The organism is Fundidesulfovibrio agrisoli (genome assembly GCF_022808715.1).
Classification (GTDB): domain Bacteria; phylum Desulfobacterota; class Desulfovibrionia; order Desulfovibrionales; family Desulfovibrionaceae; genus Fundidesulfovibrio; species Fundidesulfovibrio agrisoli.
The window spans coordinates 1-26053 of record NZ_JAKZKX010000028.1 but is presented as its reverse complement, the minus strand read 5'-3'; the positions used below and the strand labels follow the sequence as shown (position 1 = coordinate 26053).

Here is a 26053-nt window from a genome sequence, read left to right as displayed (position 1 = left end):
TGGTTACGGTCATGGGCTGTGTCTGGATGCAGTCTGGTTGCCAGAGGTACACGGCGGACCGGGTGACCAGGGAAAGCCTCCGGCGGCCAAAGGGACTTCGTCCCTCTGGACTCCCAATCCGCTTCGCGCTGTTCGGGCGTGGCCAGGGCATGGACGCGAGAAGCCTCCGGAGGCCAAAGGACGAAGTCCTGCCTTCGGCCCTCTGGACTCCCCTTCCGCTTCGCGCCGCTCGGGCGAAGCCGGCGGCGGCCCGCGATGCGCGCTACATCAGGTTGTATTCCGATATCTTGCGGTAGAGCGTCTTGCGGCTGATGCCCAGGGTATGCGCCGCCAGGGAGCGGTTGCCGCTGTGCAGCTGCAGCACGCGCTCGATGTGCGTGCGCTCCATGGAGTCCAGCGTGAGCCCGCTCTGCGATTCGGGCACCCGCTTGTCCAGCAGTTCGCGCGGCAGGGCGTGCTCGGTGATGAGCCCGTTCTCCGCCAGAATCATCCCCCGCTCGATCACGTTGCGCAGCTCCCGGATGTTGCCCGGCCAGGAGTAGTTGAGCAGGCAGCGCATGGCGCTGTCCGTCATGGTGCAGGCCCCCTGCCCCGTGGCCAGGCGGCTCAGGAAGTACTCCACCAGCAGGGGGATGTCCTCCTTGCGCTCGCACAGGGTGGGGATGTGGATGTTGAAGACGTTGATGCGGTGGAACAGCGCCTCGTGGAACCGCCCGGCCTCCACCTCGGCCTGGAGGTTGCGGTTGGTGGCGAAGAGCAGGCGGATGTCCGCGCGGCGCTCGTCCTTCTCGCCCACGCGGCGGTAGCTCTTGCTCTCGATCACGCGCAGCAGCGAGCCCTGCACCTCGATGGGCAGCTCGCCGATCTCGTCCAGGAAGAGCGTGCCCTGGTGGGCGAAGGTCATCAGGCCTTCCTGGCTCTCGGTGGCGCCGGTGAACGCGCCGCGCAGGTGGCCGAAGAGCTCGCTGCGGGCCAGCTCCTTCTGCAAGGTGGCGCAGTTCTTGATGATGAGGGGCTTGGTGTTGCGTTTGCTCACGGAGTGCAGGGCGTGGGCCACAACGTCCTTGCCGACGCCGGATTCCCCGGTGATGAGCACGGGCACGTCCGTGGGGGCCACCTTGTCGATCAGGAAGCGGATCTGTTTCACGCCCTGGGAAAGCCCCACCAGCGAGGGCGGCTGCACGCTCATCTGGGAGTGCTTGAGGCTGCGGTTCTCCCGGCCCATGCACACGCGCTGCCAGGCGCGCTCCACCACGATCTCCACCTGGTCGAGCTTGAAGGGCTTGGTGATGTAGTCGTAGGCCCCGTGCTTCATGGCCTCCACGGCGCTGTCGATGTTGCCGTGGCCCGTGAGGATGATGACCTCCACGTCCGGAATCAGCCGCCGGAACTCCACCAGGAGCTCCAGCCCGTCCGCGTCGGGCAGGCGCAGGTCCAGCACGACCACGTCGAACTGCTGCTTGCGCAGCATCTCGCGGGCCTGCTTGCCCGATCCGGCCGTATGGATGATCCGGTCGGGCGTGGAAAGCTCCTTCTTGAAGAGCTTGGAAAGGGACTGCTCGTCGTCAACGACCAGCACGCTGTAGGGGTTATTCACAGTTCGCTTCCGGGTTGGCGGGGAGCCTGACGATGAAGCGGGAGCCTTTGCCCTGCTCGCTGAACACCAGAATCTCCCCGCAATGTTCCTTCACGATCCCGTAGCAGGTGGAGAGGCCGATGCCCACCCCCTTGCCCACGGGCTTTGTGGTGAAGAAGGGTTCAAACAGCTTGTCGAGATTTTCCGTCGGGATGCCGCAGCCGGAATCCGAGACCACCAGCCCCGCCCCCTCCTGCCCGTCCGCATAGGTGCGGATGGTGATGAGGTTGTCCTCCGTGCTGCGGCCGTCCTCGTTCTCCAAGGCGTCCATGGCGTTGGTGAGCAGGTTGAGCAGCACCTGCTTGAGCTGGGGCTCGTCGCCGTAGATCAGGGGCAGGTCGTAGGCCAGTTCGGTGTGCAGGGTGAAGCGCCGGTCCTTGTTCTTCAGGTGGCTGTTGAGCAGCTTCAGGGTGTCGGCCACGATGTCGTTGAGGCTCAGCGGCGAGAACCCCGAGGAGACCGGGCGGCTGAAGGTGAGCAGGGAGTGGACGATGTCCTGGCAGCGCTCGCACTCGCGCAGGATGGTGTCCAGGTAGTCCTCCACGGCCTCCAGCGGTTCGGTCTCGCCCTGGCGCAGCTTGGGGATGCGGCGCATGATGCCCTCCGCGAACCCGGAGATGGCGGCCAGGGGGTTGTTGATCTCGTGGGCCACGCCCGCCGCGAGCATGCCGATGGTGGCCATCTTCTCGGCCTGGTAGAATTTGGCCTGGTATTCCTTCTCCATGGTCACGTCGCGCTTGAAGATCAGGATGCGCGGCTCGCCCTTGCCCTCGTCCTGGATGGGGGAGGCCACCATCTCGAACTGGCGGTTGCGCCCGCCCACCTTGAAGATGGCCGTCTCGCGGCAGACCTGCCCCGTCTGGAAGGACTTGTGCGCCGGGCACTCCGGGCAGGGCCTGTCCTCGTTGCGGAACAGCTCGTAGCAGGCCAGTCCCACGGGGTCGTCCACGCCCATGACCTCGCGGAAGACGTGGTTCACGGAGACGATGCGCATGTCCGCCGAGAGCACCATCATCATGTCCGTGATGCCGTCCAGGATGGCGCTGATCTCCTGCCGCCGCTGCTCGGACTCCTGGTTGGCGTCCTGGAGTTCGTCGAGCTTCTGGCGAAGCTCCTGGTAGAAGCCCAGCTTGCAGTGCTCGATGCCGATGAGGTCGTCGAGGGAGGGGCGCTCCAACATCACCAGGCCTCCTCGCAGATGCCCAGCAGGGATTCCACGTCCGCCGGGCGGGGGTTGGTGACGTTGCAGGCGTCGCCCACGGCGGCCTTGGCCAGCTTGGGCAGCAGTTCCCTGTCAGGCAGGATGTCGCGCAGTCGCACGGGCACGCCCAGGCCGGAGAAGAACTCCTGCAGCTTCTCGATGCCCGCCTGGGCGTTGTAGGCTGCGGAGCCTTCTGTCCTGCCAAGGATCATGGCGCCGATGGTGCCCATCTTCTCGGTGCAGGCCGGGGAGTTGAAGCGCATCACCGCCGGGAGCAGGATGGGGTGCACCAGCCCGTGCAGCACGTCGAACATGCCGCCAAGGGAGTGGGCCAGCGCGTGCCCCGCGCCAAGCCCAGCGTTGCTGAAGGACATGCCCGCGGCCGTGCTGGCGATGGAGAGCTGCTCCAGGGCGTCGATGGACTTCTCCTGCACCGCCGCCTCCATGTTGTGCATGATGAGGTCGATGGCGCGCAGTGCCTGCAGCTCCGTGAAGGGCGAGGCGATGCGCGACACGTAGGACTCCACGGCGTGGGCCAGGGCGTCCACGGCCGAGGCGATGATGAGCTCCTGGCTCTTGGTGAGCAGGATCATGGGGTCGATGATGGAGATGTTGGGCACCAGCGAGCGGCTGATGATGGACATCTTGAGCTGGCGGGGCACGTCCGTGACGATGCAGAACTGGGAGATGTCGGAGCCGCTGCCCGCGGTGGTGGGCAGGCAGATCATGGGCGGCAGGGGTTTGTCCACCCGGTTGGCGCCCTCGTAATCGGCGATGGAGCCGCCGTTGCCCGCCAGGATGGCGATGCCCTTGGCCGCGTCGATGGGGCTGCCCCCGCCCACGGCGATGATGACGTCGGCCTTGGCCTCGAGGTAGAGGTTCGCTCCGTCGTGGATCTGCTTGTCGCGGGGGTTGGAGTTGACGTCGCCGAAGTAGATCCACTCCAGGCCGTCGTCGTAGAGGATGTCCTTGACCCGGTCCACCCAGCCGCTGGATTCCAGGCCTGGGTCGCTCACCAGCAGCACGCGGTTGGCACCGAGGCCCCTGGCGCAATGCGCCACGTGCACCAGTGCCCCCCTGCCGAAGATGATCTCGGGCACAGCGAACTTCGTCACTTTCATGGTTTCTCCTCACAGGAGCCCGACGCTTGCGTCCCCATGCGACTGGCTGGAGACTTGGCGGCTGATTCCGGGAGGATACACCACAAGTTGCGCAGGGCTCAAGTTCCGTGCGCTCCCCCATCTGATCAGCCAGCCCCCGCGCCGCACGGTTTCCTGATACGTAAGCATGAAGCAGCGCGAGGGAAGCCCCCGGGGGCTGTGCCCCGCACGGCCGGAGAGTGGGGCCGTCGCGGGCCGGGGGCGCGCTGCGCGAAATAAAGGCGCGGGCCGGGCGGGGCAGGATCCGCCGGGCCCGCGCGTGAGCTAGGCGCTAAACGGCAGGCCTACAGGGCAGCCGTGTAGATGGCGACCACGTCCGCGTCCTTGGGGCAGCGGGGGTTGGTCAGGCCGCAGGCGTCCTTCTGGGCGTTGGCGGTCATTGTGGGGATGTCCGCCGCCTTCACGTCCTTGCCGTAGCGCTTGCCGAGCTCCACCAGGCCGGACGGGATGCCCACGTCGGTGGAGAGTTCCTTGATGGCGTCCAGGGCCTTTTCGGCGGCCTTGCGCAGGGGCAAGCCCACGATGTTCTCGCCCATGATCTCGGCCATCTTCGCGAAGCGCTCGACCCTGGCGATCAGGTTGAACCTCTCCACGTGGGGCAGCAGGATGGCGTTGCACTCGCCGTGGGGCAGGTCATAGAAGCCGCCCAGCTGGTGCGCCATGGCGTGCACGTGGCCCAGGCTGGCGTTGTTGAAGGCCATGCCGGCCAGGTACTGCGCGAAACACATGGCCTCGCGGGCTTCCAGGTCCTTGCCGTTGGCCACGGCCTTGCGCAGATACTTGAAGATCAGCTCGATGGCCTTCTCGGCGGCCGAGTCGGTCATGGGGGTGGCGATGGTGGAAACATAGGCTTCCACGGCGTGGGTCAGGGCGTCCATGCCGGTGGCGGCGGTGAGGGACGGGGGCATGCCGACCATGAGCAGCGGGTCGTCGATGGCGATGTTGGGGGTCACGCGCCAGTCAACGATGGCCATCTTCACGTGGCGGGACAGGTCGGTGATGATGCAGAAGCGGGTCATTTCGGAGGCGGTGCCCGCGGTGGTGTTCACGGCCAGGTACGGGGGCATGGGCTTGGTGGACTTGTCCACGCCTTCGAAGTCATGGATCTTGCCGCCGTTGGCGACCACGAGGCCGACGCCCTTGCCGCAGTCGTGGGAGGAGCCGCCGCCCAGGGTGATGAGGCTGTCGCACTTGTTCTTCTTGTACACCTCGACGCCGACGTGGACGTTCTCGTCCGTGGGGTTGGGGATGGTGTCGGAGTAGACGACGTAAGACATCTTGGCGGCGTCGAGCAGATCGGTGATCTGTTTGCAAATGCCGGCGTTGACGATGCCCTTGTCGGTCACGATAAGGGGCTTGCTGCCACCCAGGGCCTTGATTTTCTCGGGGATGGCCTTGGAGGCGCCGATGCCGATCAGGGTGACGCTGGGGATGAAGAATCCGTAGACCTGCTCGTTAACTGCCATGTCGCTATCTCCTTGGGTTTGAAGTTGCTATGCCGTTCACTCTCAGGTGCCCCTCTTAAGGCAACTTCCGGGCCAAAGTTATTTTATAAATATATACGGCATGTTAAGATAGTTCTTTTAATCACATGGCTGTGTTCGTCCCTGAATTGTCCGCTTCGGGGAGGCGGCCCCCTCGCGGCGCATCCTCACACACCGGGCTCATGCTGCACTTATTCTTTTATTTCAGCTAGATGACAGCTCATGTATCCAAATGGCCACCGGAATTCCTGTAACCGTGTCATTTTGACACACCACCTGAAGAAACTCAGGGTGAAGTGAAACTCGGGTGGTATTCGAAGCGACAGGACTGTAAATTGATCGTAACACTTCAAGCCTAAGCACGTTCCGGATATCCCATCAGGCAGGACACACGCATGAGCAAACGCCATACCGGGCCCCGCGCCACCGAAGCCCAGGCAGCCAAGCCGGGCTCGGTGCACGACCATATCAAGCCCCAAGACATACAGCTCGCCCCCGAGGACGAATTCACCCAGAGCCTGGAGCACTTCGCCCAGAAGGCCCACGTGTTCGCGGCCCTGGCGGCCCAGCGCAAGCTCAAGCCCTGGGACGCCTACGAGCACCTGCGCACCCTGTGGGGCCAGCTCTCCTCCGTTGGCGACGCGCTGCAGCAGCCCGCCGAAGAGGTCAAACCGGCCTTCCCGGGCCTGACCTCCGGCGAGGCCCGCAAGCGCCTCAGGCAATACGGCCCCAACCAGGCCGTGCTGGAGAAGCGCGTGACGTTCGGCGAGCGGCTGTGGGCGGCGGTGAAGAACCCCCTGGTGGTGCTGCTGCTGGTGCTGGGGGCCATCGCCTACGCCACGGACGACGTCCGCTCCGCCGTGGTCATCGTGGGCATGGCGGTGATGGGCGTGGCGCTGAAGGTCATCCAGGAGTCCAAGGCCGACACCGCCGCCGAGCAGCTCAAGCGCATGGTGCACACCACGGCCACGGTGATGCGCGACGGAGGCCGCCGGGAGATACCCATGCGCGACGTGGTGCCCGGCGACGTGGTCTTCCTGGCCGCGGGCGACATGATCCCGGCGGACGTCCAACTGCTCAAGGCCAAGGACCTGCACGTCAACCAGTCCATGCTCACGGGCGAGGCCCTTCCCCTGGAGAAGAGCGTGAACACCCGCCCGGCCGACGCCGCGCCGGACAAGCCCAGCCTGGACGACCCCTCCATGTGCTTCATGGGCACCAACGTGGTCTCTGGCTCGGCCGCCGCCGTGGTGGTCAGCACGGGGGCGCGCACCTATTTCGGGGGCATCGCGGCCAAGCTCTCACAGAAGCGCACCGAGACCGACTTCGATCGGGGCATCAAGAGCTTCACCATGCTCATGCTGCGCTTCATGATGTTCATGGTGCCCTTCGTCTTCTTCGCCAACGGCTTCTTCAAGGGCAACTGGGCCGAGGCCTTCACCTTCGCCCTGGCCGTGGCCGTGGGCCTCACGCCCGAGATGCTGCCCATGGTGGTCACGGTGTGCCTCTCCAAGGGGGCGCTGGTGATGTCCAGGCACAAGGTCATCGTCAAGCGGCTGGACTCAATCCAGAACTTCGGGGCAATCGACGTGCTCTGCACCGACAAGACCGGCACCCTCACCCAGGACAAGATCATCCTGGAGAAATACCTGGACGTGCACGGCGAGGAGGACGACTCCGTGCTGGAGATGGCCTACGTCAACAGCAAGCTCCAGACCGGGCTGCGCAACGCCCTGGACCTGGCCGTGATCGAAAGCGGGGACAAGCTGGGCGGCGCCATCAGCCCGGAACGCTTCGAGATGATCGACGAGGTGCCCTTCGACTTCAAGCGCCGCAGGATGAGCGTTGTGGTGCGCGAAAAGGACTCCTCCAAGGCACTGCTGGTCTGCAAGGGCGCGGCCGAGGAGGTCTTCGGCTGTTCGGACAGCTGCATGGAGAACGGCCGGATCGTGCCCATCAACGACTCCTTCCGCGAGACCATGGAGCGCGTGGTGCGCGAACTCAACGAGGACGGCTTCCGCGTGGTGGCCCTGGCCTGGAAGGAGGTGGACCCCGAGCGGCGCGACTACGGCGTGAAGGACGAGAGCGGCATGGTGCTGCGCGGCTACCTGGCCTTCCTGGACCCGCCCAAGGAGTCCGCCGCCCACGCCCTGAAGACCATGGTGGCCCACGGCATCACCCCCAAGATCCTCACCGGGGACAACGCCGTCATCACCCGCAAGATCTGCCACGAGGTGCACCTCGATTACGGCGACCGCATCGTCACCGGCGACGAGATCGCCCGGTTGGGCCCCGAGGCCCTGGCCGAGACCGTGGAGACGCACCACGTGTTCGCCAAACTCGACCCCATGCAGAAGGAGCTCATCGTTCACACCCTGCGCGCCAGCGGCCACGTGGTGGGCTTCATGGGCGACGGCATCAACGACGCCCCGGCCCTCAAGGCGGCGGACGTGGGCATCTCGGTGGATTCCGCCGTGGACGTGGCCAAGGAGTCGGCGGACATCATCCTGCTGGAGAAGAGCCTGAACGTGCTGGAAAACGGCGTGATGGAAGGCCGCAAGGTGTTCAGCAACATCACCAAATACATCCGCATGGGGGCCAGCTCCAACTTCGGAAACATGTTCAGCGTGCTTGGCGCGAGCATTTTCCTGCCCTTCCTGCCCATGCTGCCCATACAGATACTCATCAACAACCTGATGTACGACTTCTCCCAGGCCGCCATCCCCACCGACAACGTGGATGCCGACTTCCTGGGCAAGCCCCGGCGCTGGCGCATCGACGACATCAAACGCTACATCCTGTTCCTGGGGCCGGTCAGCTCCCTGTTCGACTACATGACCTTCTTCATCATGCTGCACGTGTTCCACGCCTGGGACAACCCGGCTCTGTTCCAGACCGGCTGGTTCATCGAGTCCCTGCTGTCGCAGACGCTCATCGTGCACGTGATCCGCACGGACAAGATACCCTTCATCCAGAGCCGCTCCAGCATCTACCTGGCGCTCACCACGCTGGCCATCTGCCTCGTGGGGGTCTGGCTGCCCTTCTCGCCCCTGGCCGCCTCCTTCGGGCTGGTGACGCCGCCGAGCCAGTACTGGCTGCTGCTCGGGCTGACCATCTTCTGCTACATGTGCCTGGCGCAGATCGTGAAAACGTGGGTTGTGCGCCGCTGGATGCCGGGTCAGGGCCAGGCATGACGAAGGCGCCGCATGCTGAGCCCAGGATAAGGAGAGTAAAAGAAGTGGACGCAAGCTCACGAGCGTCAGCACCGTGGCCGGAAGGCACAACACGGGCATGACGCCGGAAGCGAGGAAAGCAATACGGGCGCGGAGGTGAACTCCGCGCCCGGTTGTTTTCTGATTCCGGTTTTGAGGCGGCCGCTGGCGTTTAACGCTGCTTGCGCAGGTACTCGCGGTATCCCGCGTAGAAGGCCGTCGAGAGCGGGTCGTCCGAGGGCAGGCCGTATTCGGGCAGGGAGAAGGCCACGATGCCCGCGCTGGCGTAGCGCCCGGCCAGGGCCAGCTGCTTCTCCACGCGGGCGATGTTCGCGGGTTCGGCCTTGAAGGGCTGATTGTCCACAGGCTCGCCGTGGGTCTGGGTGAAAATCTCCACCACGGGCCGCAGCACGCCCCCCGCCTCCTTGGCGGCCGAAGCGGCGGAGGCCATGTAGGCGGGCAGGTCCTCCAGGCTGAGCTTGCGCACGCCCACGCCGTCCTGCAGGTAGAACTGCTCGATGCCCGTGCCAGCCATCATGTCGCGCAGGAACTCGCGGAAGGCGTCGGGCGGGATGAAGCCGTTGAGGAAACCGGATACGCCGGCCTCGCGCCCCGGGTCGATCTCCTTGAGACCGGCGCGCAGGCTGCGCAGATGCTCGATGACCATGGCCCGGCGCGGCCCGTTCCAGTTCATGTCGTCGAGTTCCTGGGGCAGGTACCAGCCCGTGACGCAGCTGTAGGACTTGAACCGCGCGTTGAGCTCCCTGGCCACGCGCAGGCAGTCCTGCTCCAGGCGCTTGAGGTAGACCTCCACCACCTGGGCTGGCCTGTCGACCTTCTTCCACCAGGCGGAGTCGTGAGCCAGGCCCAGCTTGACGGTCATGCCCCGCTCCTGCGCCAGGGGCAGGATTTTGTCCAACAGGGGCACCGCGCGAGGGGACTTCTTGGTTGGTTCGCCGTACAGCGGAATGCCGTCGAAGGAGCTCCACTGGATCACCAGCTCTTTGACTCCCACGGCGGCAAGGTCGTCCAGCATGGCGCCCCAGCGCTCGACCGGCCACTTGTCCTGGTCGCACAGGGGCTGGAAGAAGGTGGCCCCGAAGCGGGGCGCGGCCGCGTCCGCCGGAGACTGGAGCGGCTTCTGAGCCAGGACCGGCACTGCGGTCGACAGCAAAACAAGGAGGGGCAACACCCAGCGCACGGCCATAGAAAACATTCCCCGGATCAATAGTGCACGATTGTTGTCAGGTAGACGCCGTTCACATCCTGGTCGGTCTTTCTGTTGTAGAGCCGCCCGGCCTTGTACTGGGCCAGGAACTCCACGTAGGAGCGGGGCGTGGTGTATTTGGTCTCGTTGAACAGATACTTGAAGGAGAGGCCCAGGCCCAGCTCCCAGATCGACAGGTTGTTGTCGTCCGGCGTCCACACCCTGGCGTCGGCCACGGCGTGGGGGGTGAGCATGGCCCTGCTGCCGAGCTTGAAGGTCCAGCCCTGGCGCGCCTCGCCGTTGAAGAAGAACCGGCTGGGCTTGTCCAGGTAGCGGTCCGCCTCCAGGTACAGGTAGGAGTAGTTCCAGTTGTTGCGCTCGGGGTCCAGGTCGTAGCCGTCGGTCCAAGAGCCCATGGCGCGCAGCAGCCAGTTGTCTTCGGCCAGCTTGCCGATCTTGATGAGGCGCTCGCCGCCGAAGAAGATGTTCTGTGACTTGAAGGGTTTGTAGCGCACACCCACGGCGCCCTGCGCCGAATCGGGGTCGAACTGCAGGCTGTCGCGGTTCAGCACCCAGTTGATGCGCCCCACCAGCTCGAAGATGCGGTCGTCGCGGAAGCCGATGACCGGCGGACGCCAGGCCGCTTCCACGCCGCTGTTGCCGGGCTGGTACACGCCGCCCTGCCCGCCGGGCACCGCCGCCTGCCCGCCCTGGCTGGAATAGTAGCCCAGGTAGCCGGTGGCGGTGAAGCTGGTGTCCAGCTTGGAGACCTCCTTGCGCAGGCGGTGGATGGTCTCGCGGGTGGCCTTGGCCTCTTCCTCGGTGGCGCCCGGGTACAGGGGTTGGTTGTCGATGGCGGACTTGAACCGCTCCATGGCCGTGTCGTTCTTGCACAGGGCCATGTAGGCGTACCCGGCGTCCTCCCAGAGCCTCAGGCGTTCGGGCTCCAGGGCCAGGGCCTTGTCCCAGGCGGCCACGGCGTCCTTGCGGTTGCCCAGGCTCAACATGCAGTAGCCCATGTCGGCCAGGTCCTGGGGGTCTTCGCGGATGGCCAGGGCCTTCTGGTACTGCTCCACGGCCAGGTCGTTGCGCCCAAGCCCCTGATAGACCTTGGCCAACTGGGAATAGCTCTCCGCAGTGGGCTGGATCTCGATGGCGGCCTGCAGCGCTGTCTCGGCGCGTTCGGGCTGCTTGAGGTCCATGAGCGTCTTGGAGAGCTCGTCCAGCAGCATGAGCTGGTCGTCCTTGTCCAGGGCCTTGGCGGGCTGCTGCGCCAGGGCGGCAGACGGGGCCAGCCAGCACAGGGCCAGCGCGGCCAGCAGGATGGCCCTGCACGCCCTGAAAGCCTCGGGGGCGAGACGGGGGAACATCTGATGGATCATTTTCCGAGCCTCACAACAAGCCCGTCCGGCGTGCCCTCGACAACGGGCGGGACTGGCTTTTCGGCAAGTGTGACGACCAGGCGGAGCTTGTTCGGCTGCTGCCCTATGTGGACGCGGCGCACGTTTCCGCCGTTGCCGGGAATGTCTTCAAGCCCCTGGTTGCTCCAACTGCCCGGCAGATCGACCACCAGGCGGGCGGGGCTTTCGTAAATCTTGCTGGACGCCTTGACCTGCGCGTCCACGCCTTTGAGCAGGAGCACCGTGCCGCTGCCGCTTTCCTTGATTTCAACGCCCCGGAGCACCTTTGAGCTTTCGGCCTTGTCCACAGGCTTGACGCCCCCGCTGGCGCCGGAGGTCTGGGTGGGAGCCTGGGACAGCGGGATGGGCTGCCTGTCGGGCGAGGCAGGCGAGGGAGCCGCCCCCGCCTTGCCGGCAGCGGGCGCCTTCCCGGATGCGGGAGCGGGTTCGGCCTGAACAGGCTTGGCCGCCGGATCGCGCAGAGGCGGCTGCGAAGCGAGCTTGGCTTCGCTCTTGCCGGCGGACCGCTTGGGAGGTGGCGGCGGAAGCTCGGTGCGGCGCGCGTTCAGGTCCAGCCCGGGCATGTCCTTGGCCTGGACGGTCTCAAGCAGCTTCAGCGCCTCCTCCGGGTGGCCCAGCAGCCTCTCCATGCGGGCCAGCCTGATGGCCGCGCCGGGATCGTACTGAACGGCCAGGCTCCGGCGGTAGGCGTCGGCGGCGTTCTGGTTCTCCTGAATCAGGGCGTAGAGGTTGCCCAGGGCGTAATAGAAATCCTTGCGGTCGGCCTGGGAGAGCCCGGCCTTGGCGGGGTCGACCTCGAGCATGGCCTGGATGGCCAGGCCCGGCTTGTTCAGGGCCTCGTAGCAGCGGGCGATGGCCAATTGCAGCCCAGGGGAGGTTTTGATCTTCAGCGCCGTCTTCAGGTTGGCCAGGGCCTGATCGAAGCGTTTGGTCTCGTAGAGGGCCAGGCCAAGGGAATAATGGGCGCGCCAGGGGTCCACGCCTTCTTTCAGGGCCTGGTCCAGCAGTTCCACGGCCTTGTCGGAGTGGCCGAGCTTCTGCTCCGCGGCGGCCATTCCCGTCAGAGTGTCGCCGCGCTGGGCCTTGGTCAGGGCATTGGTCTCCAGCGCCTCGCGGGAGTAGCGGACCACGAGGTTCATGTCGCCCTGGCGCAGGGCCACCGCGGCGGCCTGCGAGAGCGCCTCTGCCCGCAGGGCCGGAGTCAGCCCGGGCATGCGCAACAGGCGGGAGAGGACGGCCCCGGCCTGGGTGGTCTGCCCGGCGGCCAGATGCTGCCCCGCCGCCTTGGAGAGAAGCGCCGGGTTTGAACCGGGCACGGCGTCGAAGGACTGGGTGAAAAGTTCGGCGGATTGCTCATGGCGCCCGGCCATGGCTTCCAGGTTCGCCATGCGCTCCAGCAGGTCGGCCTCCTCCCGGGTGTTCTTGCGCACCTGGGGCAAGGTCTGGCGCAGCAGGTCGGCGGCTCGTGCGCTCTGCCCGGAAAGGGCCAGGAGCACCGCCAGGGAGGAGGTGTTGCTGGGGTCCGGCTTGGCCTTGTAGGCGGCCTCGGCGTAGCCGACCGCGCCCTGGATGTCGCCCATGCGCTGGCTCACGGCCGCCAGTCGGGAAAGCAGGGCCGGGTCGCCCGGACGTTTGGCCAGGGCGGCCTTCCAGGCATCGAGGGCCTCTTTGTCCTTCCCGGCCTGGAAATACAGGACGCCCAGTTCGTCCTCCGCGGCGGTGCGGTCGCCGCCCGCAAGCCCCTTGTCCAGGGCCTGGCGCACCAGATCGGCGGCCTGTTGCGGTTGGCCCGTCTTGCTCTTGAGCCCGGCCAGACGCAGGATGTGCGTTGCGGTGGGCGAAGCATCCACGACCTTTTGAAGGGCCTGGAGGGCCTCGTCGAAACGGCCCAGGCGCTCCAGGCTGGTGGCCAGCATTTCAAAAGCGGTCTCGCCTTCGCCGTCCTGCGCGGCGGACTTGAAGGCTTCGGCGGCCTCGGCATCCTTTCCGGCCAGGGCCAGGGCGTTGCCCAGGCGGACTTCCAGGCGGGCGCGGGTGGCGCGGTCCTTGGCGCCGCCGGCCAGATTGCGGAAGACCTCCGCCGCCTCCTGCGGCTTGCCGGCCATCAGCAGGGCGTTGGCGAAGAGCTCCTTGGCCTCGGGCGTGGCCTCGGCGGCTTCGGCCCGGCGGGCGTACTCCAGGGCGCGTTCCGGCTCATTGCGCCTGACGGCGTTCTCGGCCAGGGAGCGCAGGACGTACGAGTTCTCGGGGGCTTCCTTGAGGGCGGCCTCCAGGAGCTTGTCCGCCCCGTTCAGGTCACCCAGGTCCATCAGGCCCTGTGCCCAGGCCAGTTGCAGGTCCAGGCGCTCCTTGGGGGACTTGGCCTCGGCGTAGGTGCTCTCCAAAAGCCTGACCGCCTCGGGAACCCGCTTGAGCTTGAGCAGGGCCTGGGCGCGCAAGGCCGGAACCGCCACACCCTCGGGCTGCCCGGGGTATTTGTCCAGCAGTTGGAGCACCTGGGAATACCGGCCTTGGCGCTGGCATATGGAGGCCAGGCCGAGCAGGGCCTGGCGCATGGTGTCCGTGTCGGAATTGGGGTTTTCGATGAGCTTGGTGTAGTCCGCCGCGGCCGCGTCGTCGCGGCCCATGCGTGCCAGCAGGTTGCCGCGCACCAGGCGCAGGCGGATATCCGCCTCGTTGGTTTCCAGCACGGTCCCGGCCTGGCGCACGGCGTCGTCCAGACGGCCTTCGTCGGAGAGCACGATGACAAGCATCTCCTGGGCGTGGATGTCGCCCGGCACCATCTGGAGGTAGATCTGCAGTTCCTTGACGGCCTCGGCCCGCTGCCCATCGGACAGCAGGCGGTAGGCCCTGTCCAGGTGCGGGAAGGACTTCAGGCGCAGAAGCTCGCGCTCGAACCAGTTGCCCTGGAGCGAGTCCACGTCGGTGGCGGTGGGTATCTTCCCGGAGCACCAGGCGCAGGCGGCGGTCAGATGCGCCAGCAGAAGCGCGCCCGGCAACGCGGCGGCGACAGCCTTGAAGGCGCGGAGGATGGCGGTGTCGGAGAGAAGCATCCGTTAGCCTTCTTTATCTAGTGCCGGGCCGCTTTGCCTTCGGCGATTGTTTCGTTGATGGCCAGAATGTCCACGCCCATGTCCGCCAGGATGTCCCCAAGGAAACGGGTCTTGCCGGACTGTATCTTCAGCGCGGTATCCAGTTGCGTCTTTGTGATGTAGTTCTTGTCCACGAGGTAATCGCCGAAGCGCCCCCCTTTGGCCGCGCTCTGGAAAAATTCCGTCGTGGCCTGTTGGAGCTGCGTGTACTGCAACATTCCTTCCATGACAAGTATGTCCCCCAGGCGGGAATAGCTGCTCCGCTGCGTTTGCAGCGCCTGCTCGAGTTGATCCGCGGTGCACAGGTGCTTCTCGACCAGCCTCTCGCCCAGCGGACGGATTCCGTCCGATCCGGCTTCCTGCAGTCTTTCGTACCCGCGCCGCAACGCGAAGGACATATTGCTCTTGGAAGTCAGCACCATTTCCAGCGGCCGGCCCAGGGCTTCTTCAAGCTTGCGCAATTCAGCATTGTCCAGCGGGCTCAGCACGGCGATCAACAATGTCCCCGACTCCTTGAGGGCGATGGGGAAGATGCCGTTGGCCAGGGCTATGTCCTGCGGTATGAGCGCGAGCACTTCCAGCGGAGTGGCGTATGGGTCGATCTCCGATGTGCTCAGCCGGAACTGCGTGCCGAGGGTCTGCACCAGATCGTTTTCCTTCACCATGCCCATGGCGATGAGCACGTCGCCCAGGGGCTGGCCGGTGCTCTTCTGCTTGGCCAGGGCCTCGTCCAACTGCTTGACGGTGAGGAAGCGCTTGTCCAGCAGCAGGTCGCCCAGGCGGCGCCTGTAGGAGCGCATTTCCTCTTCAGTGGGGTAGACGTGCGCGGTCTTGTCCCAGGCGATGATCTTGCCCGTGAGCAGGTAGCGCGCATACAGGCGCAGGGCGCGCCAAGTGGCGCAGAAGTTGATCAGGTTGCCCCAGAACAGCCTGGGTACGGAGAGCAACCCGTGCATCACGCCGTAAACGCGCCATGTGTAGATGCCGCGCCAGAGCATGCGCCAGAAGAAGAAGAACAGGTTGATGAGCAGCAGCACCCACAGCGTGGTGCCCTCCTCCACCAGGGAGGGGTAGCGGTAGCCCTGCGGATGGAGGATCTGGTAGAGCCACAGGGCCGTGATGATGGGCACCAGCAGGTTGCCCAGCATGTTCACCTGGTTGGTTATCAACGACTTGCGGTCCCGCGCGAGCATGTAGCGGTTCCAGAAGCCGCCCTGCCAGCCGATGCTGGCCCAGCCCTGCAGCGCGATGCCCACAACCCAGCGGGATTTCTGGCGGATGGCTGTCTTGAGGGTGCCGGGGAAAAACTCCTGGATGACCACGTACTCCCTGACGTTGGCCTCGCGCGAACCGCCGAAGAGCTTGTTCTTCTTGGTCTTGCGCAGGATGGCGTGACGCACGAAGATCTGCTTGAAGCCCAGTTTGCCCAGGCGCATGCCGAAGTCGTAGTCTTCGGTGAGGGAGCTGATGTTGAAGAGCTGGTTGTTGGTCTGGGCGGCGAGCCCCTCCAGGGCCCGGCGGCTGTAGCCGCTGCCAACGCCGGCGGAGGGCACGCTGTGGCTGAGCACCTCGCGCACGGTCATGTCCTTGGCGTGGTTCTCGGCGAATTCGTCCATGTAGTGGCCTCGGGTGAGGTTCCACCAGGTCGCCGGCAGGGGGAACACGGGCAGCTGCACCATGTCCTTGGAGGGGATGAGGTAGTTGAACAGCTTGAGGTACAGCGGGTGGACGATGTCCTCCGAGTCGTTCATCACGAAGATTTCGAACCTGAGGTTGTTGTCCTTCTCGAAGACCTTGATGCCCTCGTAGACCCAGTTGAGGCAGTCGGCCTTGTTGGTGGGGCCGTCCTTGGGGCAGACGATGCGCTGGACGTTGCCGAAGCTCTCGCGGGCGATCTCCACCTCGCGCTGGGTGGCGGCGTCGTTGGGATAGGTGCCGACGAAGATGTAGTAGTTGGAATAGTTGAGCGTCTGGATGGTGTTGGTGAGCATCCTGCGGATGACGGCTGATTCGTCCCAGCAGGGCACCATGATGGCCACGAGTTTCTCGGGGACGGCCATCAGCTTGGCCTCGGTGAGGGGCTCGTACTTCGGCAGCACGAACAGCCGCCGGTACACCCTGCGCACCAGGTAGACCAGGTCGAAGAAGAACTCATCCATGCCGCTGAAGAAGAAGACCACGCTCAGGATGATGAGCAGGATCTTCAGCCCCAGCAGGACGTACGGGAGGTAGAGGTCTATTTCGTTCATTGCGAGGTCCCGCCGACAGGTGTGGGATTGAATTCGCGCCCCGGCGGCAGCAGCTGCTGCTCGCCCGCCGCCCAGCGCGATATGGCTTCGACGATGCGTTCGGAGGCTTCCCCGTCGCCGTAGGGGTTGCCCAGCCCGGTCATGGCGGCGCGCGCCGCGGGATCGGACAGCAGGCGCGTGGCGTGGGCCACGATGTTCTCCCTGTCGGCGCCGACAAGGATCGCCTGCCCCCGCCGGCTGGCCTCGGGCCGCTCGGTGACCTTGCGCAGCACCAGCACCGGAGTGTCGAAGGTGGGGGCTTCCTCCTGGATGCCGCCCGAATCGGTGAGGATCAGGTAGGCCTGGCGCATGAGCTGCACGATCACCTGATAATCCAGAGGCTCGAGCAGGTACACGCCGTTACACTCGCAGAGCACACCCCGCGCGACCTGACGCACGTTGGGGTTGAGGTGCAGCGGGTAGACGATGACCACGTCCGGGAAGGCCTTGGCGATGTCCTGCAAGGCCAGGCAGATCTGCTCGAGGCCGCCGTCGAAGGATTCGCGGCGGTGCGAGGTGACCAGGATGAGCCGCTTCCCCTCCAGGGGGATGGATTCCAGCGGCGTGCCCGCCGGGTCGAAAGGTTTGGCCGTCAGGTCGAGCAGCGCGTCCACGACGGTGTTGCCCGTGACCACGATCTTCCCGGCGGGGTAGTCTTCGCGCAGCAATTCGGCCCTGGAGCCCGGGGTGGGCGCGAAATGCAGCTCCGCCATGACGCTGGTGAGCTTGCGGTTGACCTCTTCGGGGAAGGGATTGTGGATGTCGTGGCTGCGCAGCCCGGCCTCCACGTGCCCCACGGGAATCTTCAGGTAAAAGGCGGCCAGGGAGGAGCTGAGCACCGTTGTGGTGTCGCCCTGCACCAGGAGCATGTCCGGCTTGAGCTCGGCCAGCAGGTTGTACATGGCCGTAAGGGCGCTGGCGGTGAGCTCCGGCAGGGTCTGGTTGTCGCGCATGAGCCTCAGGTCGGACTCCACGGCAAGCTCGAAGGGGGCCAGGGCCTGGTCGAGCATCTGGCGATGCTGTCCGGTCGAAATGACGTAGGTTTCGAACGTCTCCGGCCTGGCGCGCAGCGCCTTGACCACTGGCGCGAGCTTGATGACTTCCGGGCGGGTGCCTAGCGCAACAGCAATACGCAATTTCCGCATATCAGTTCAACTGCCTTTCAGTTACTGCGAACGACGAGCTCTGAAAGCCCCCGGGCTGGATAGGATTGCCGGATTGGACTTATGTAGCAACCTCAATCACACAATGGCGGCGGAGTAAAGGGTCGCCAACAAACTTTGTTGCCCAGTCCGGAAGTATTTGCTCCAAACTTTGTAGCTCCCCCCGGCCCTGCCTCCATCCCTTGTACCGGCCTCCAGAAAAGTCGTCACCAGACGAACGCGTCGCCTGGCCTGCAAACCATCAATCATTCGTATGCCAATACATAGACTTCATCGTTATATTCTATCCGCAACCGCTCCGAGGCCTCCCTTCCGCTATGGGAGTCAGGGCAAAAGAAGCCCGTACGGCACCGCGACATTGAAGCGCTGTTTCGATCCAGCCGTTGTCGGAGTGTATCCGAGCGCGGTGATGCCTTCGACTATCTGTTGCAGGTAAGAAACATCGATGTACCAATGGAAGTAGAAGCCCGCCCACCCGTCGCGGACTACGGTGTTCGCGGCGGCTTTGGCGATGACGTCCGCGGGGAGCAAGGCCGGGGTCCCCGTGGGATTGACGTATTCGCATGTCTCGGGGATGCGGGTGATGCCGTATACGTCCTTGAGCACGTAGGGAGCGATCTGCTCCTCGAAGTGCATCGTCCCGCTGGAGTCGGTGACGAAGTAGACCCCCCTGTCCAGGGAATAAGGATAGACCCTGGCGAATGCGGCATAGTCCTGCGGGGAGGCCAGGTAATGCGGCGTGAGCCAGCCCACGGGCCAGATGTTGAGATTGTGGAGGATTGTCTGCCCGGTGAGCACGCGGCCCAGCGCCCAGGCGTAGGAATCCTCCGGGGTTGGCCCCTGGTAGACTTTGTTGCCGTTGGCGTCCTTGGTGACGATGAAGAACTCCCAGTCCTCGGCGGTGACGCCTGAGAAGGGGTTGGCCTGGGCCTGGTATTGATGGGTGTATCCGTGCTGGATCGCCCTGCCGCCCTTGGAGAGCATGTAGCGCAGCGCGCTGAGCGCCTGGGGCTTGTCTTTCCATTTCACCGTCAAGGGCACACCGGAATTGTAGGCTCCGAGCGGGTCGCGGTATTCGGGGATCACGCTGATCATGAACGGGAAGTTCTTTGACGAGAGATAATCCGCGATGGCCCGCATATTGACCGGGTCGGACATGGGGGACACGTCCTCGATGCGGACGATCGTCTTCGGGGTCTGGGCCTGCTGAACTCCGAGAATGTCGAAGAGCACGTCCGCGAAGGCGAGGTACCTGTCGGTGGCGGTGACGAAGGTGAAGGGGTTGTCCGCCACGAAGAACAGGTTCTGCGAGTGCAGGATGTACGGGGCTGTCTTGCTCCCGGCATTGTTGGAGGCCGTCGCCAGCGTGCTCACGGCCGCCCCGGCGGACGAACTGGCGATGGCCACCTTGGAGAGGGTCGTTCCCGCTCCCACGCGGGTCAGTGACGTGTTCTTGTAGGTCACATTGGTGTACTTGACGGTGTCCTCTGATACGAACGTCAGCCCGTAGCGGTTGGTGAAGTCAGTACCGTGGGTGCCCCAGGCCATCTGTTGCAAGTTGTAGCCCAGCCAGGCCACCGTCCTGTCGGTCACCAACATGTCGGCGAGAAAGGCGTCGGGGATGGGGTTATCGAAGATGATGCCCATGTAGAAAGTGACATCGTAGTTGTTGACTTCCCCGGAGACGTAATCCTCCACTGGCTTGGAAGTCACCTGCGCCTCGAAGTGGGAGAGCAGGTTGCGCAGCAATTGGATGTAGAGCGGCCCGCGCCAGTTCTCCGTTCCGGTGTTGTCGTAAAGCACGAGCACGGAGCTCCCCGTGCCAGCGGCGGCAATGGAGGGGCCTAACGAGGCGAGGAAATGGACCACAACAAGAATGGCCAGCGCCCGGCGCAAGAAGCGCAAAGCGTACGGCAAAGCAGTCACGGCGTATTCCCTACTGCGGATCGACAGCTTTGTACTACGCATACCCCACCCTTCAAGCATTTCCACATCCAAAAACGCGGACAAAAACGAAGTGCGACTAACCAACTGGTCAAGCTGATTCTCTATCTCCTATTTCGACTCAAGTCCAGTCGCGCTGAAAACATAAGCACGTCTCGAAGCCGCGCCAGATCTAGCCTGGACCGCAACCTGCATACCGGCTTGCCGGTTCCGCCGTTCTCCCTTTCCCGTTATCGATATAGTCCCCAACCCGGTTCAGCTTGACAACAATTTCACATAGTCATAAAAAATAAGCATCAAAAGCGTTTAGCCTACCAAGGAGGTAGCAATGCAAGTCAAAGACGCGATGTCGACCCGGATCATGTTCGTGAAGAAGGACGCCACCGTTGCCCAGGCCATGCGACTCATGGCCGAGAACAACATGCGCCGCCTGATGATCGACAAGGACGACACCGGTGGGGCCTACGCCGCGATCACCGTGCGGGACATGATCTCCAAAGTCATCGCCCCCGGGAAGGACCCGGCCTCCATCAAGGTGAAAGACATCATGAACGCCTCTCTGATTTCGGTTGCCTCCGCCGACGCGCTCGCCGCCGCGGCCAAGATCATGGATGAGAAGAACGTGGCCGGACTCCCCGTCATCGACGGCGGCAAGCTGGTTGGCGTCATCACCATGTGGGACATTCTGATCGCCCTGGGAGTGCACTGCAAGGCGTCCTGACGCTTGGCGCGTTCTTGATTTCCGGCCGGACGAGGGCACGGCGCACGGCTGTGCGGCCGCGCGGGCCGGGACAAGATGGACACGGGCACGATGGTCAAGGCTACGGGCGGGGTGGCCTTGCACCGCAAGAAGGGGGACGTTTCCCCCACGGCAACAAGGCCGCACGCGCACAGGCGCGCGCAGGCCGGCACGGGAGAGAGTATGTCACCAAAACGGACCTACAAGAACGACGCCCTGGTCAAGCCGCTGGAGACTTTTTCCGCCAGGGCAGTCTACGGCAGCACGTTCTGCAAGAGGCAGATAGCCGTCCAGATTCTCGTGGACGACGGGATCGTCAAGGACATCGGCGGCAGCGTCGAATGCTCCTACAGCCGCCAGTGCCTGGGTACCCTGATATCCCTGGTGAAAGGGATGGATGTCGACTCTGCCTGGTCGTTCTCAGGCGATGACCTGAAGCAGAACCTCGAAATGGTCGACCCCAAGTCCGACTGCGACACCTATGTGGTCGCCGCGCTGCGCCTGGCGCTGCGCAATTGGGAGAAAGGGGTCTAAGCCGGACGACTCACGCCAGGATCCCCGCCGCGCAAGCCCTCCCGCAGGGCGCGGCAGGCGGAGCCGGGCCCGGCCAGCTCAGGTCAGCAGTCGTCCCGCCAGTCCATCAGCCGGTTCGGCAAGCCGAGCACATCCAGGGCCGGGGCAGAAAGCCCCGGCTCTTTCGCTGTGTCCCAGGGCTCTTGCCCGTGGCGGGCACGTTTTCCTCCCGCTTCGGGGCCTTCTTGCCTTGTTCCTTCATTTCAGGGTACTGTCGGGCCATGTTCAGCCGGACATCCATTTGGAAGGAATCCTTCTCCAGGCCCGTCTCCAGGCCCGTAATCCTGGCCCTGGCGCTCTTGGCCCTTTGCGCCCTGGCGGGCTGTTCCAGGCTCTCCGCTGCGCACCTGCAGTCCAAGCCTCTTGCAAGCGGCGCGACTGAAAAGCTGGCCGCCAAGTTCCTGCGCTTTGAATACACCGCGACACGCTCCGGGGCGCAGTACGAGGTGCTCGGGACGGCCCAGCCCATCCGGGAGAGCCTGCCGGCCTGGGCGGACTCCGTGGACGCCCTGAACGTCACGGCCTACCTCTGCGACGAGCACGGCCGGGTGCTCTCCAAGGCCTCCACCGCATTTGCGCCCCAGCCCATCCCGCAGGGCGGCTTCCCCTTCAAGCTGCTGCTGCCCAGCGTGGAGACGCCCAGCGGCGCGGCCTACGTCTCCTTCGGGTACAGGGCCACATTCGTCCCCTCCCGGACTCCGGCTGGGAGCCCCAACCCGGGGGCGGGCCTGAGCGGGCAGTACGTGTTCTTCGCCAGCGAGCAGGCGGCCCTGACCAACTAGCCCGCCCCACGCTCCCCATGCGGCGGTTCACCCAGGACGCCCCTCCCGAGGCGCTCCTGCCTGTGCGCTCCTGCCGCCCATTCCCCCCTTGAAACAGCGGCGTCACATCCCCGGCCCGATGACGTCACGCAAATATCCGCCCGCCGTAACAACGCCCCCCGCCCCGCGTGCTAAAGCGCCCGGAACACACGGTCCGGCACGAGCCGGGCCCGAGCCGGACCGGAATCGGGCCGAAAGACAGGGAGGCGGCGTGAAAACGCTCATAAAAGACATCTTCCCAGGGAAACAGGGATGAACGGCGGCATGCCCGCCCTCCCCGCCGCCTTCGCGGCTCCCCGCACCGTCCGCCTCCACCGCATCGGCCGCCCAGGGCCGATTTCTCATTTCCCCACCAAGCCAGGAGCCCGCCCATGAAGATCGACATCCACGTGCACTCCAAGCACTCCACCCGCCCCTCGCAGTGGTTCCTCCAGAAGCTCGGCTGCCCCGAGAGCTTCACCGAACCGGCGCGCCTCTACGAGATCGCCCGGCAGCGGGGCATGGGCATGGTGACCATAAGCGACCACAACACCATCGCCGGGGCCCTGGAGATCGCCCACCTGCCCGACACCTTCATCAGCGAGGAGATCACCAGCTATTTCCCGGAGGACGGCTGCAAGGCGCACATCCTGGCGCTCGACATCACTGAGGCGCACCACGCCGAGTTCCAGAAGCTGCGCGAGAACGTCTACGACCTGGTGCCCTACCTGCGCGAGCAGAACATCACCCACGTGATCGCCCATCCCCTGTTCGGGGTGAACGACAAGCTCACCCCCTGGCACTTCGAGCGCATGCTGCTCATGTTCTCCAACTTCGAGCTCAACGGCACACGCGACTCCTACCAGAACGCCATCCTTCGCTCGATACTGAACGCCCTGACCCGCGAGTCCATCGAGGAACTGGCCGACCGGCACGGCCTGGAGCCCTACGGCCTGACCCCCTGGAAGAAGAGCGTCACCGGCGGCTCGGACGACCACAGCTCGCTCAACATCGCCAGCATGCACACCTACGTGCCCGGGGCCAGGAGCCTGGCCACCTTCCTGGACGGCATCGGCTCGGGCCTCTCCCGCCCGGCGGGCAGGGCCGCATCGCCCAAGACCATGGCCCACAACCTCTACGCCATCGCCTACCAGTTCTATAAATCCAAGTTCGGGCTGGAGCGCTACGTGGACAAGGACGTGTTCCTGACCTTCATGGACCGCTTCCTCTCCGGCGGCGAGCCCCGCAAGCCCGGCATGGTCTTCCGGCTGCAGGCCTTATGGTCGGGCATGAAGCTGCGCGGCCGCAAGCCCGCCTCCGACTCCCTGCCGGACCTCATGCGCCACGAGGCCGAGAAGCTCATCCACACCGACCCCCGCCTCTACTCCATGGCCAAGAAGGGCGTGGCCGAGTCCCTGCCTCCCGAAGAGGAGTGGTTCCGCTTCGTCACCCGGGCCTCCAACACGGTGCTGGCCGGTTTCGGCGACCGGATGCTCAACCAGATCTCCGGGGCCAACGTCTTCGACATCTTCAACTGCCTGGGCTCGGCCGGGGCGCTTTACACCATGCTCGCGCCCTACTTCGTGGCCTACACCGTCTTCACCAAGGACCGCGCCCTCTGCCGCGAGGCGAAAGCCAGCCTGAGCGGCGGAGAGCAGGAGAAGACCGTGAAGGTCGGCCACTTCACCGACACCTTCCACGACGTCAACGGAGTGGCTCTGACCCTCAAGATGCAGGTGAACATGGCCCTCAAGCACGGCAAGGAGCTCATGGTCATCACCTGCGGCGGGCAGGACAGGGAACAGTTCCACGGGGTGAAGCAGTTCGAGCCCATCGGCAGTTGGGAGCTGCCCGAGTATCCGGGCCAGACCTTCCACTATCCGCCCTTCCTGGAGATGCTGGAGCACGCCTACGAGCAGGGCTTCACCCACCTGCACTCGGCCACGCCCGGCCCCATCGGCCTGGCGGCGCTGGGCATCGCGCGCATCCTCAAGCTGCCCATCTACGGCACCTACCACACCGCCTTCCCCCAGTACGCCAAGGTGCTCACAGGGGACGACGCCATGGAGGAGCTGATGTGGAAGTACATGATCTGGTACTACAACCAGATGGACAAGGTGTTCGTGCCCTCCAAGGCCACCGGCGAGGAGCTGGCCGCCAAGGGCATCGCCCCGGAGAAGATCACCCTGTTCACCCGCGGGGTGGACATCGAGCGCTTCACCCCGGCCAAGCGCAACGGCGCGCTCCAGCGCTACGGCCTCGAAGGCGGCACCACCCTGCTCTACGTGGGCCGGGTCTCGCAGGAGAAAAACCTGCACCTGCTGGCCGACGCCTACCTTGAGCTGGCCGACCGCCACCCGGACCTCAACCTGGTCATCGTGGGCGACGGCCCCTACACCGGGGACATGAAGCGCAAGCTCGAAGGGCGCGGGGCCGTGTTCACGGGCTACATCCAGGGCGAGGAGCTGGCCGGGGTCTACGCCTCCAGCGACCTGTTCGTGTTCCCCAGCACCACGGACACCTTCGGCAACGTGGTGCTGGAGGCCCAGTCATCCGGCCTGCCCGTGATCGTCACGCCGCTGGGCGGGCCCAAGGAGAACATGGAGCCGGGCGTCACCGGGCTGGTGGTGGACGAGGTCAACGCCGAATCCCTGGTCAAGGCCGTGGACAGCCTCATGGGTGACGAAGCCCGCCTGGCCCGCATGAGCCGCGCCGCCAGGGCCGCCATGGAGCAGCGCTCCTTCGACCGGGCCTTCGTCCAGACCTGGGACCTCTACAAGTGCGCCTGCTGACGGGCCGCTGAACTCTCCTGTTCCATACGATGCAAAGGCCCGCCCGGATCACAACCGGGCGGGCCTTTTGCCAGTTTTCTTCGGGAGGTGAATATGCTAGGGATTCTTCTGCCCATGGCCGTACCGGGCGAAGCGCCATGCTCAAGGATATCCCCTTAAGCCAACTGGCCGTGGGCATGTATGTCGAATGCTACGGTGACGGCTCCTTTCAGAACCCCAGGCGTACCCTGAGGGAATTCATCCACTCCCCGGAGAAGATCCGGGAGCTGGCCCGCGAGGGCGTTGCCAGCGTCACCATCGACGATTCCAAGAGCCTCGCCGGGCCCACGCCCGCCGGGGAGCGGCGCCGCGCCAACAAGCCTCCCGACACCGAGAAGCCCCGCAGGGCCTACGAGCACTGCCTGCTGCACGTGCTGGACGTGATGGACAAGGTGCGCCGGGGCTGCGAGGTGGATTTCTCCGACTCCTACACAGCCGTGGACCAGCTCATGGCAGGCGTGGACGAAAATCCGGCCCACATGACCTTGCTGGCCAAGCTGCGCCACTTCGACGACTACACCTTCCGCCACAGCTTGAACGTCTCGCTGCTCTCCATCATCTTCGCCAAGCACCTGGGCATGCAGGGGGACGACCTGCGCCGCCTGGCCTTCGCCGGGCTCTATCACGACGTGGGCAAGTTCCGCGTGCCCGTGGAGATTCTCAACAAGCCGGGCCGCCTCTCGGACAGGGAGTTCGCTGTGATGAAGGATCACAGCCGCCTGGGCTTCGAGCTGCTGCGCGGCCACCCCGGCACCGACAAGGAGATCCTGCTGGGCGTGCTGCACCACCACGAGCGCTACGACGGCACGGGCTACCCCCTGCAGGTGGGGCAGGAGGGGCGCGACCGCTTTTCGCCCATCATCTCCATCGTGGACATCTTCGACGCCCTGACCAGCCGCCGCTCCTACAAGCTGGCCTCCACCCCGCACGACGCGCTCAAGGCCATGTTCTGCTGGCGCAACGAGACCTTCCCCCCCGGCATGCTGGAGAAATTCGTGGAGTGCTTCGGCGTGTACCCCCCGGGCACCTTCGTGCGCCTCACGGACCAGACCCACGGCCTGGTGGTGGAGGCCCGGCCCGAGTCCCCCGCGCGCCCGGTGGTGAAGGTCAACTTCTCCCGGAGGCTCCAGCCCATGCTGCCCAAGCTGGTGGACCTCTCGGCCACGCCCAAGAGCGCCCAAGGCGGCGTGGACATCGAGGCCTGCCTGGACCCGGGGGAGCTTAACATCACGCTGGAACGCTTCATCTGAACCCGTAAACGCGGCGGGCCTCCGTCCGCGCCGTTGAGTGGCGCGGACGGAG

Annotated in this window: 16 protein-coding genes; 6 read left to right on the top strand and 10 right to left on the bottom strand. The window is 65.1% G+C overall.

Annotation, left to right across the window (positions count from 1 at the left end):
• Nucleotides 1–262: 262 nt before the first annotated feature.
• The 4 genes from MLE27_RS15790 to MLE27_RS15775 all read right to left on the bottom strand — a co-directional run bounded on the left by MLE27_RS15790 (nucleotide 263) and on the right by MLE27_RS15775 (nucleotide 5463).
• Nucleotides 263–1597 (bottom strand): sigma-54-dependent transcriptional regulator, encoded by a 1335-nt coding sequence (locus MLE27_RS15790; RefSeq protein WP_243313217.1) that lies wholly within the window; start codon nucleotides 1595–1597, stop codon nucleotides 263–265.
• The gene (locus MLE27_RS15785; protein ID WP_243313216.1) at nucleotides 1590–2816 is read right to left on the bottom strand and encodes a PAS domain-containing sensor histidine kinase; all 1227 of its coding nucleotides are present in this window, start codon (nucleotides 2814–2816) and stop codon (nucleotides 1590–1592) included. Before MLE27_RS15785 ends, MLE27_RS15790 begins: the two co-directional genes overlap by 8 nt.
• Nucleotides 2816–3958 (bottom strand): iron-containing alcohol dehydrogenase, encoded by a 1143-nt coding sequence (locus MLE27_RS15780; RefSeq protein WP_243313214.1) that lies wholly within the window; start codon nucleotides 3956–3958, stop codon nucleotides 2816–2818. Before MLE27_RS15780 ends, MLE27_RS15785 begins: the two co-directional genes overlap by 1 nt.
• 323 nt (nucleotides 3959–4281) lie before the next feature.
• On the bottom strand, nucleotides 4282–5463 hold the full coding sequence (locus tag MLE27_RS15775; protein ID WP_243313212.1) for an iron-containing alcohol dehydrogenase: 1182 nt from the start codon (nucleotides 5461–5463) through the stop codon (nucleotides 4282–4284).
• A 413-nt stretch (nucleotides 5464–5876) separates the two neighbouring features.
• Between MLE27_RS15775 and mgtA the strand changes: the two genes are divergently transcribed.
• The gene (gene mgtA / locus MLE27_RS15770) at nucleotides 5877–8675 is read left to right on the top strand and encodes a magnesium-translocating P-type ATPase (RefSeq protein WP_243313209.1); all 2799 of its coding nucleotides are present in this window, start codon (nucleotides 5877–5879) and stop codon (nucleotides 8673–8675) included.
• A gap of 190 nt (nucleotides 8676–8865) precedes the next feature.
• On the opposite strand, the gene MLE27_RS15765 is transcribed toward mgtA, so the two are convergent.
• From MLE27_RS15765 to MLE27_RS15740, 6 genes are all read right to left on the bottom strand, one after another.
• Nucleotides 8866–9852 (bottom strand): DUF4434 domain-containing protein, encoded by a 987-nt coding sequence (locus MLE27_RS15765; protein WP_243313207.1) that lies wholly within the window; start codon nucleotides 9850–9852, stop codon nucleotides 8866–8868.
• 65 nt (nucleotides 9853–9917) lie between these two features.
• Entirely contained in the window at nucleotides 9918–11270 is a 1353-nt protein-coding gene (locus MLE27_RS15760) for an NfrA family protein (RefSeq protein ID WP_243313206.1), read from the bottom strand.
• 8 nt (nucleotides 11271–11278) lie between these two features.
• Nucleotides 11279–14374, bottom strand: coding sequence for a tetratricopeptide repeat protein (locus tag MLE27_RS15755; protein WP_243313204.1), 3096 nt, complete (start codon nucleotides 14372–14374; stop codon nucleotides 11279–11281).
• Nucleotides 14375–14391: 17 nt separating this feature from the next.
• The gene (locus tag MLE27_RS15750; RefSeq protein WP_243313203.1) at nucleotides 14392–16662 is read right to left on the bottom strand and encodes a glycosyl transferase family protein; all 2271 of its coding nucleotides are present in this window, start codon (nucleotides 16660–16662) and stop codon (nucleotides 14392–14394) included.
• The gene (wecB, locus tag MLE27_RS15745; RefSeq protein WP_243313201.1) at nucleotides 16659–17846 is read right to left on the bottom strand and encodes a non-hydrolyzing UDP-N-acetylglucosamine 2-epimerase; all 1188 of its coding nucleotides are present in this window, start codon (nucleotides 17844–17846) and stop codon (nucleotides 16659–16661) included. Before wecB ends, MLE27_RS15750 begins: the two co-directional genes overlap by 4 nt.
• A gap of 342 nt (nucleotides 17847–18188) precedes the next feature.
• Entirely contained in the window at nucleotides 18189–19673 is a 1485-nt protein-coding gene (locus MLE27_RS15740) for a DUF2334 domain-containing protein (protein WP_243313199.1), read from the bottom strand.
• 463 nt (nucleotides 19674–20136) lie between these two features.
• Here MLE27_RS15740 and MLE27_RS15735 point away from each other — a divergent pair, with 463 nt between their 5' ends.
• The 5 genes from MLE27_RS15735 (at nucleotide 20137) to MLE27_RS15715 (ending at nucleotide 26001) form a co-directional block, all read left to right on the top strand.
• Nucleotides 20137–20529 (top strand): CBS domain-containing protein, encoded by a 393-nt coding sequence (locus tag MLE27_RS15735; protein WP_243313197.1) that lies wholly within the window; start codon nucleotides 20137–20139, stop codon nucleotides 20527–20529.
• 201 nt (nucleotides 20530–20730) lie between these two features.
• Nucleotides 20731–21081, top strand: coding sequence for an iron-sulfur cluster assembly scaffold protein (locus tag MLE27_RS15730; protein ID WP_243313195.1), 351 nt, complete (start codon nucleotides 20731–20733; stop codon nucleotides 21079–21081).
• A gap of 260 nt (nucleotides 21082–21341) precedes the next feature.
• Nucleotides 21342–21902, top strand: a complete 561-nt coding sequence (locus MLE27_RS15725; RefSeq protein WP_243313193.1) for a hypothetical protein — start codon at nucleotides 21342–21344, stop codon at nucleotides 21900–21902.
• 410 nt (nucleotides 21903–22312) lie between these two features.
• Entirely contained in the window at nucleotides 22313–24712 is a 2400-nt protein-coding gene (locus MLE27_RS15720) for a glycosyltransferase (protein ID WP_243313192.1), read from the top strand.
• A 137-nt stretch (nucleotides 24713–24849) separates the two neighbouring features.
• Nucleotides 24850–26001, top strand: a complete 1152-nt coding sequence (locus tag MLE27_RS15715; RefSeq protein WP_243313190.1) for an HD-GYP domain-containing protein — start codon at nucleotides 24850–24852, stop codon at nucleotides 25999–26001.
• Nucleotides 26002–26053 lie beyond the last annotated feature (52 nt).

Excerpts from the sequence above, each read along its gene's own strand:
- MLE27_RS15785 (WP_243313216.1), bottom strand. The coding sequence starts at position 2,816 with ATGTTGGAGCGCCCCTCCCTCGACGACCTCATCGGCATCGAGCACTGC.
- MLE27_RS15780 (WP_243313214.1), bottom strand. The coding sequence starts at position 3,958 with ATGAAAGTGACGAAGTTCGCTGTGCCCGAGATCATCTTCGGCAGGGGG.
- MLE27_RS15775 (WP_243313212.1), bottom strand. The coding sequence starts at position 5,463 with ATGGCAGTTAACGAGCAGGTCTACGGATTCTTCATCCCCAGCGTCACC.
- mgtA (WP_243313209.1), top strand. The coding sequence starts at position 5,877 with ATGAGCAAACGCCATACCGGGCCCCGCGCCACCGAAGCCCAGGCAGCC.
- MLE27_RS15760 (WP_243313206.1), bottom strand. The coding sequence starts at position 11,270 with ATGTTCCCCCGTCTCGCCCCCGAGGCTTTCAGGGCGTGCAGGGCCATC.
- MLE27_RS15755 (WP_243313204.1), bottom strand. The coding sequence starts at position 14,374 with ATGCTTCTCTCCGACACCGCCATCCTCCGCGCCTTCAAGGCTGTCGCC.
- MLE27_RS15750 (WP_243313203.1), bottom strand. The coding sequence starts at position 16,662 with ATGAACGAAATAGACCTCTACCTCCCGTACGTCCTGCTGGGGCTGAAG.
- wecB (WP_243313201.1), bottom strand. The coding sequence starts at position 17,846 with ATGCGGAAATTGCGTATTGCTGTTGCGCTAGGCACCCGCCCGGAAGTC.
- MLE27_RS15735 (WP_243313197.1), top strand. The coding sequence starts at position 20,137 with ATGCAAGTCAAAGACGCGATGTCGACCCGGATCATGTTCGTGAAGAAG.
- MLE27_RS15730 (WP_243313195.1), top strand. The coding sequence starts at position 20,731 with ATGTCACCAAAACGGACCTACAAGAACGACGCCCTGGTCAAGCCGCTG.
- MLE27_RS15725 (WP_243313193.1), top strand. The coding sequence starts at position 21,342 with ATGTTCAGCCGGACATCCATTTGGAAGGAATCCTTCTCCAGGCCCGTC.
- MLE27_RS15720 (WP_243313192.1), top strand. The coding sequence starts at position 22,313 with ATGAAGATCGACATCCACGTGCACTCCAAGCACTCCACCCGCCCCTCG.
- MLE27_RS15715 (WP_243313190.1), top strand. The coding sequence starts at position 24,850 with ATGCTCAAGGATATCCCCTTAAGCCAACTGGCCGTGGGCATGTATGTC.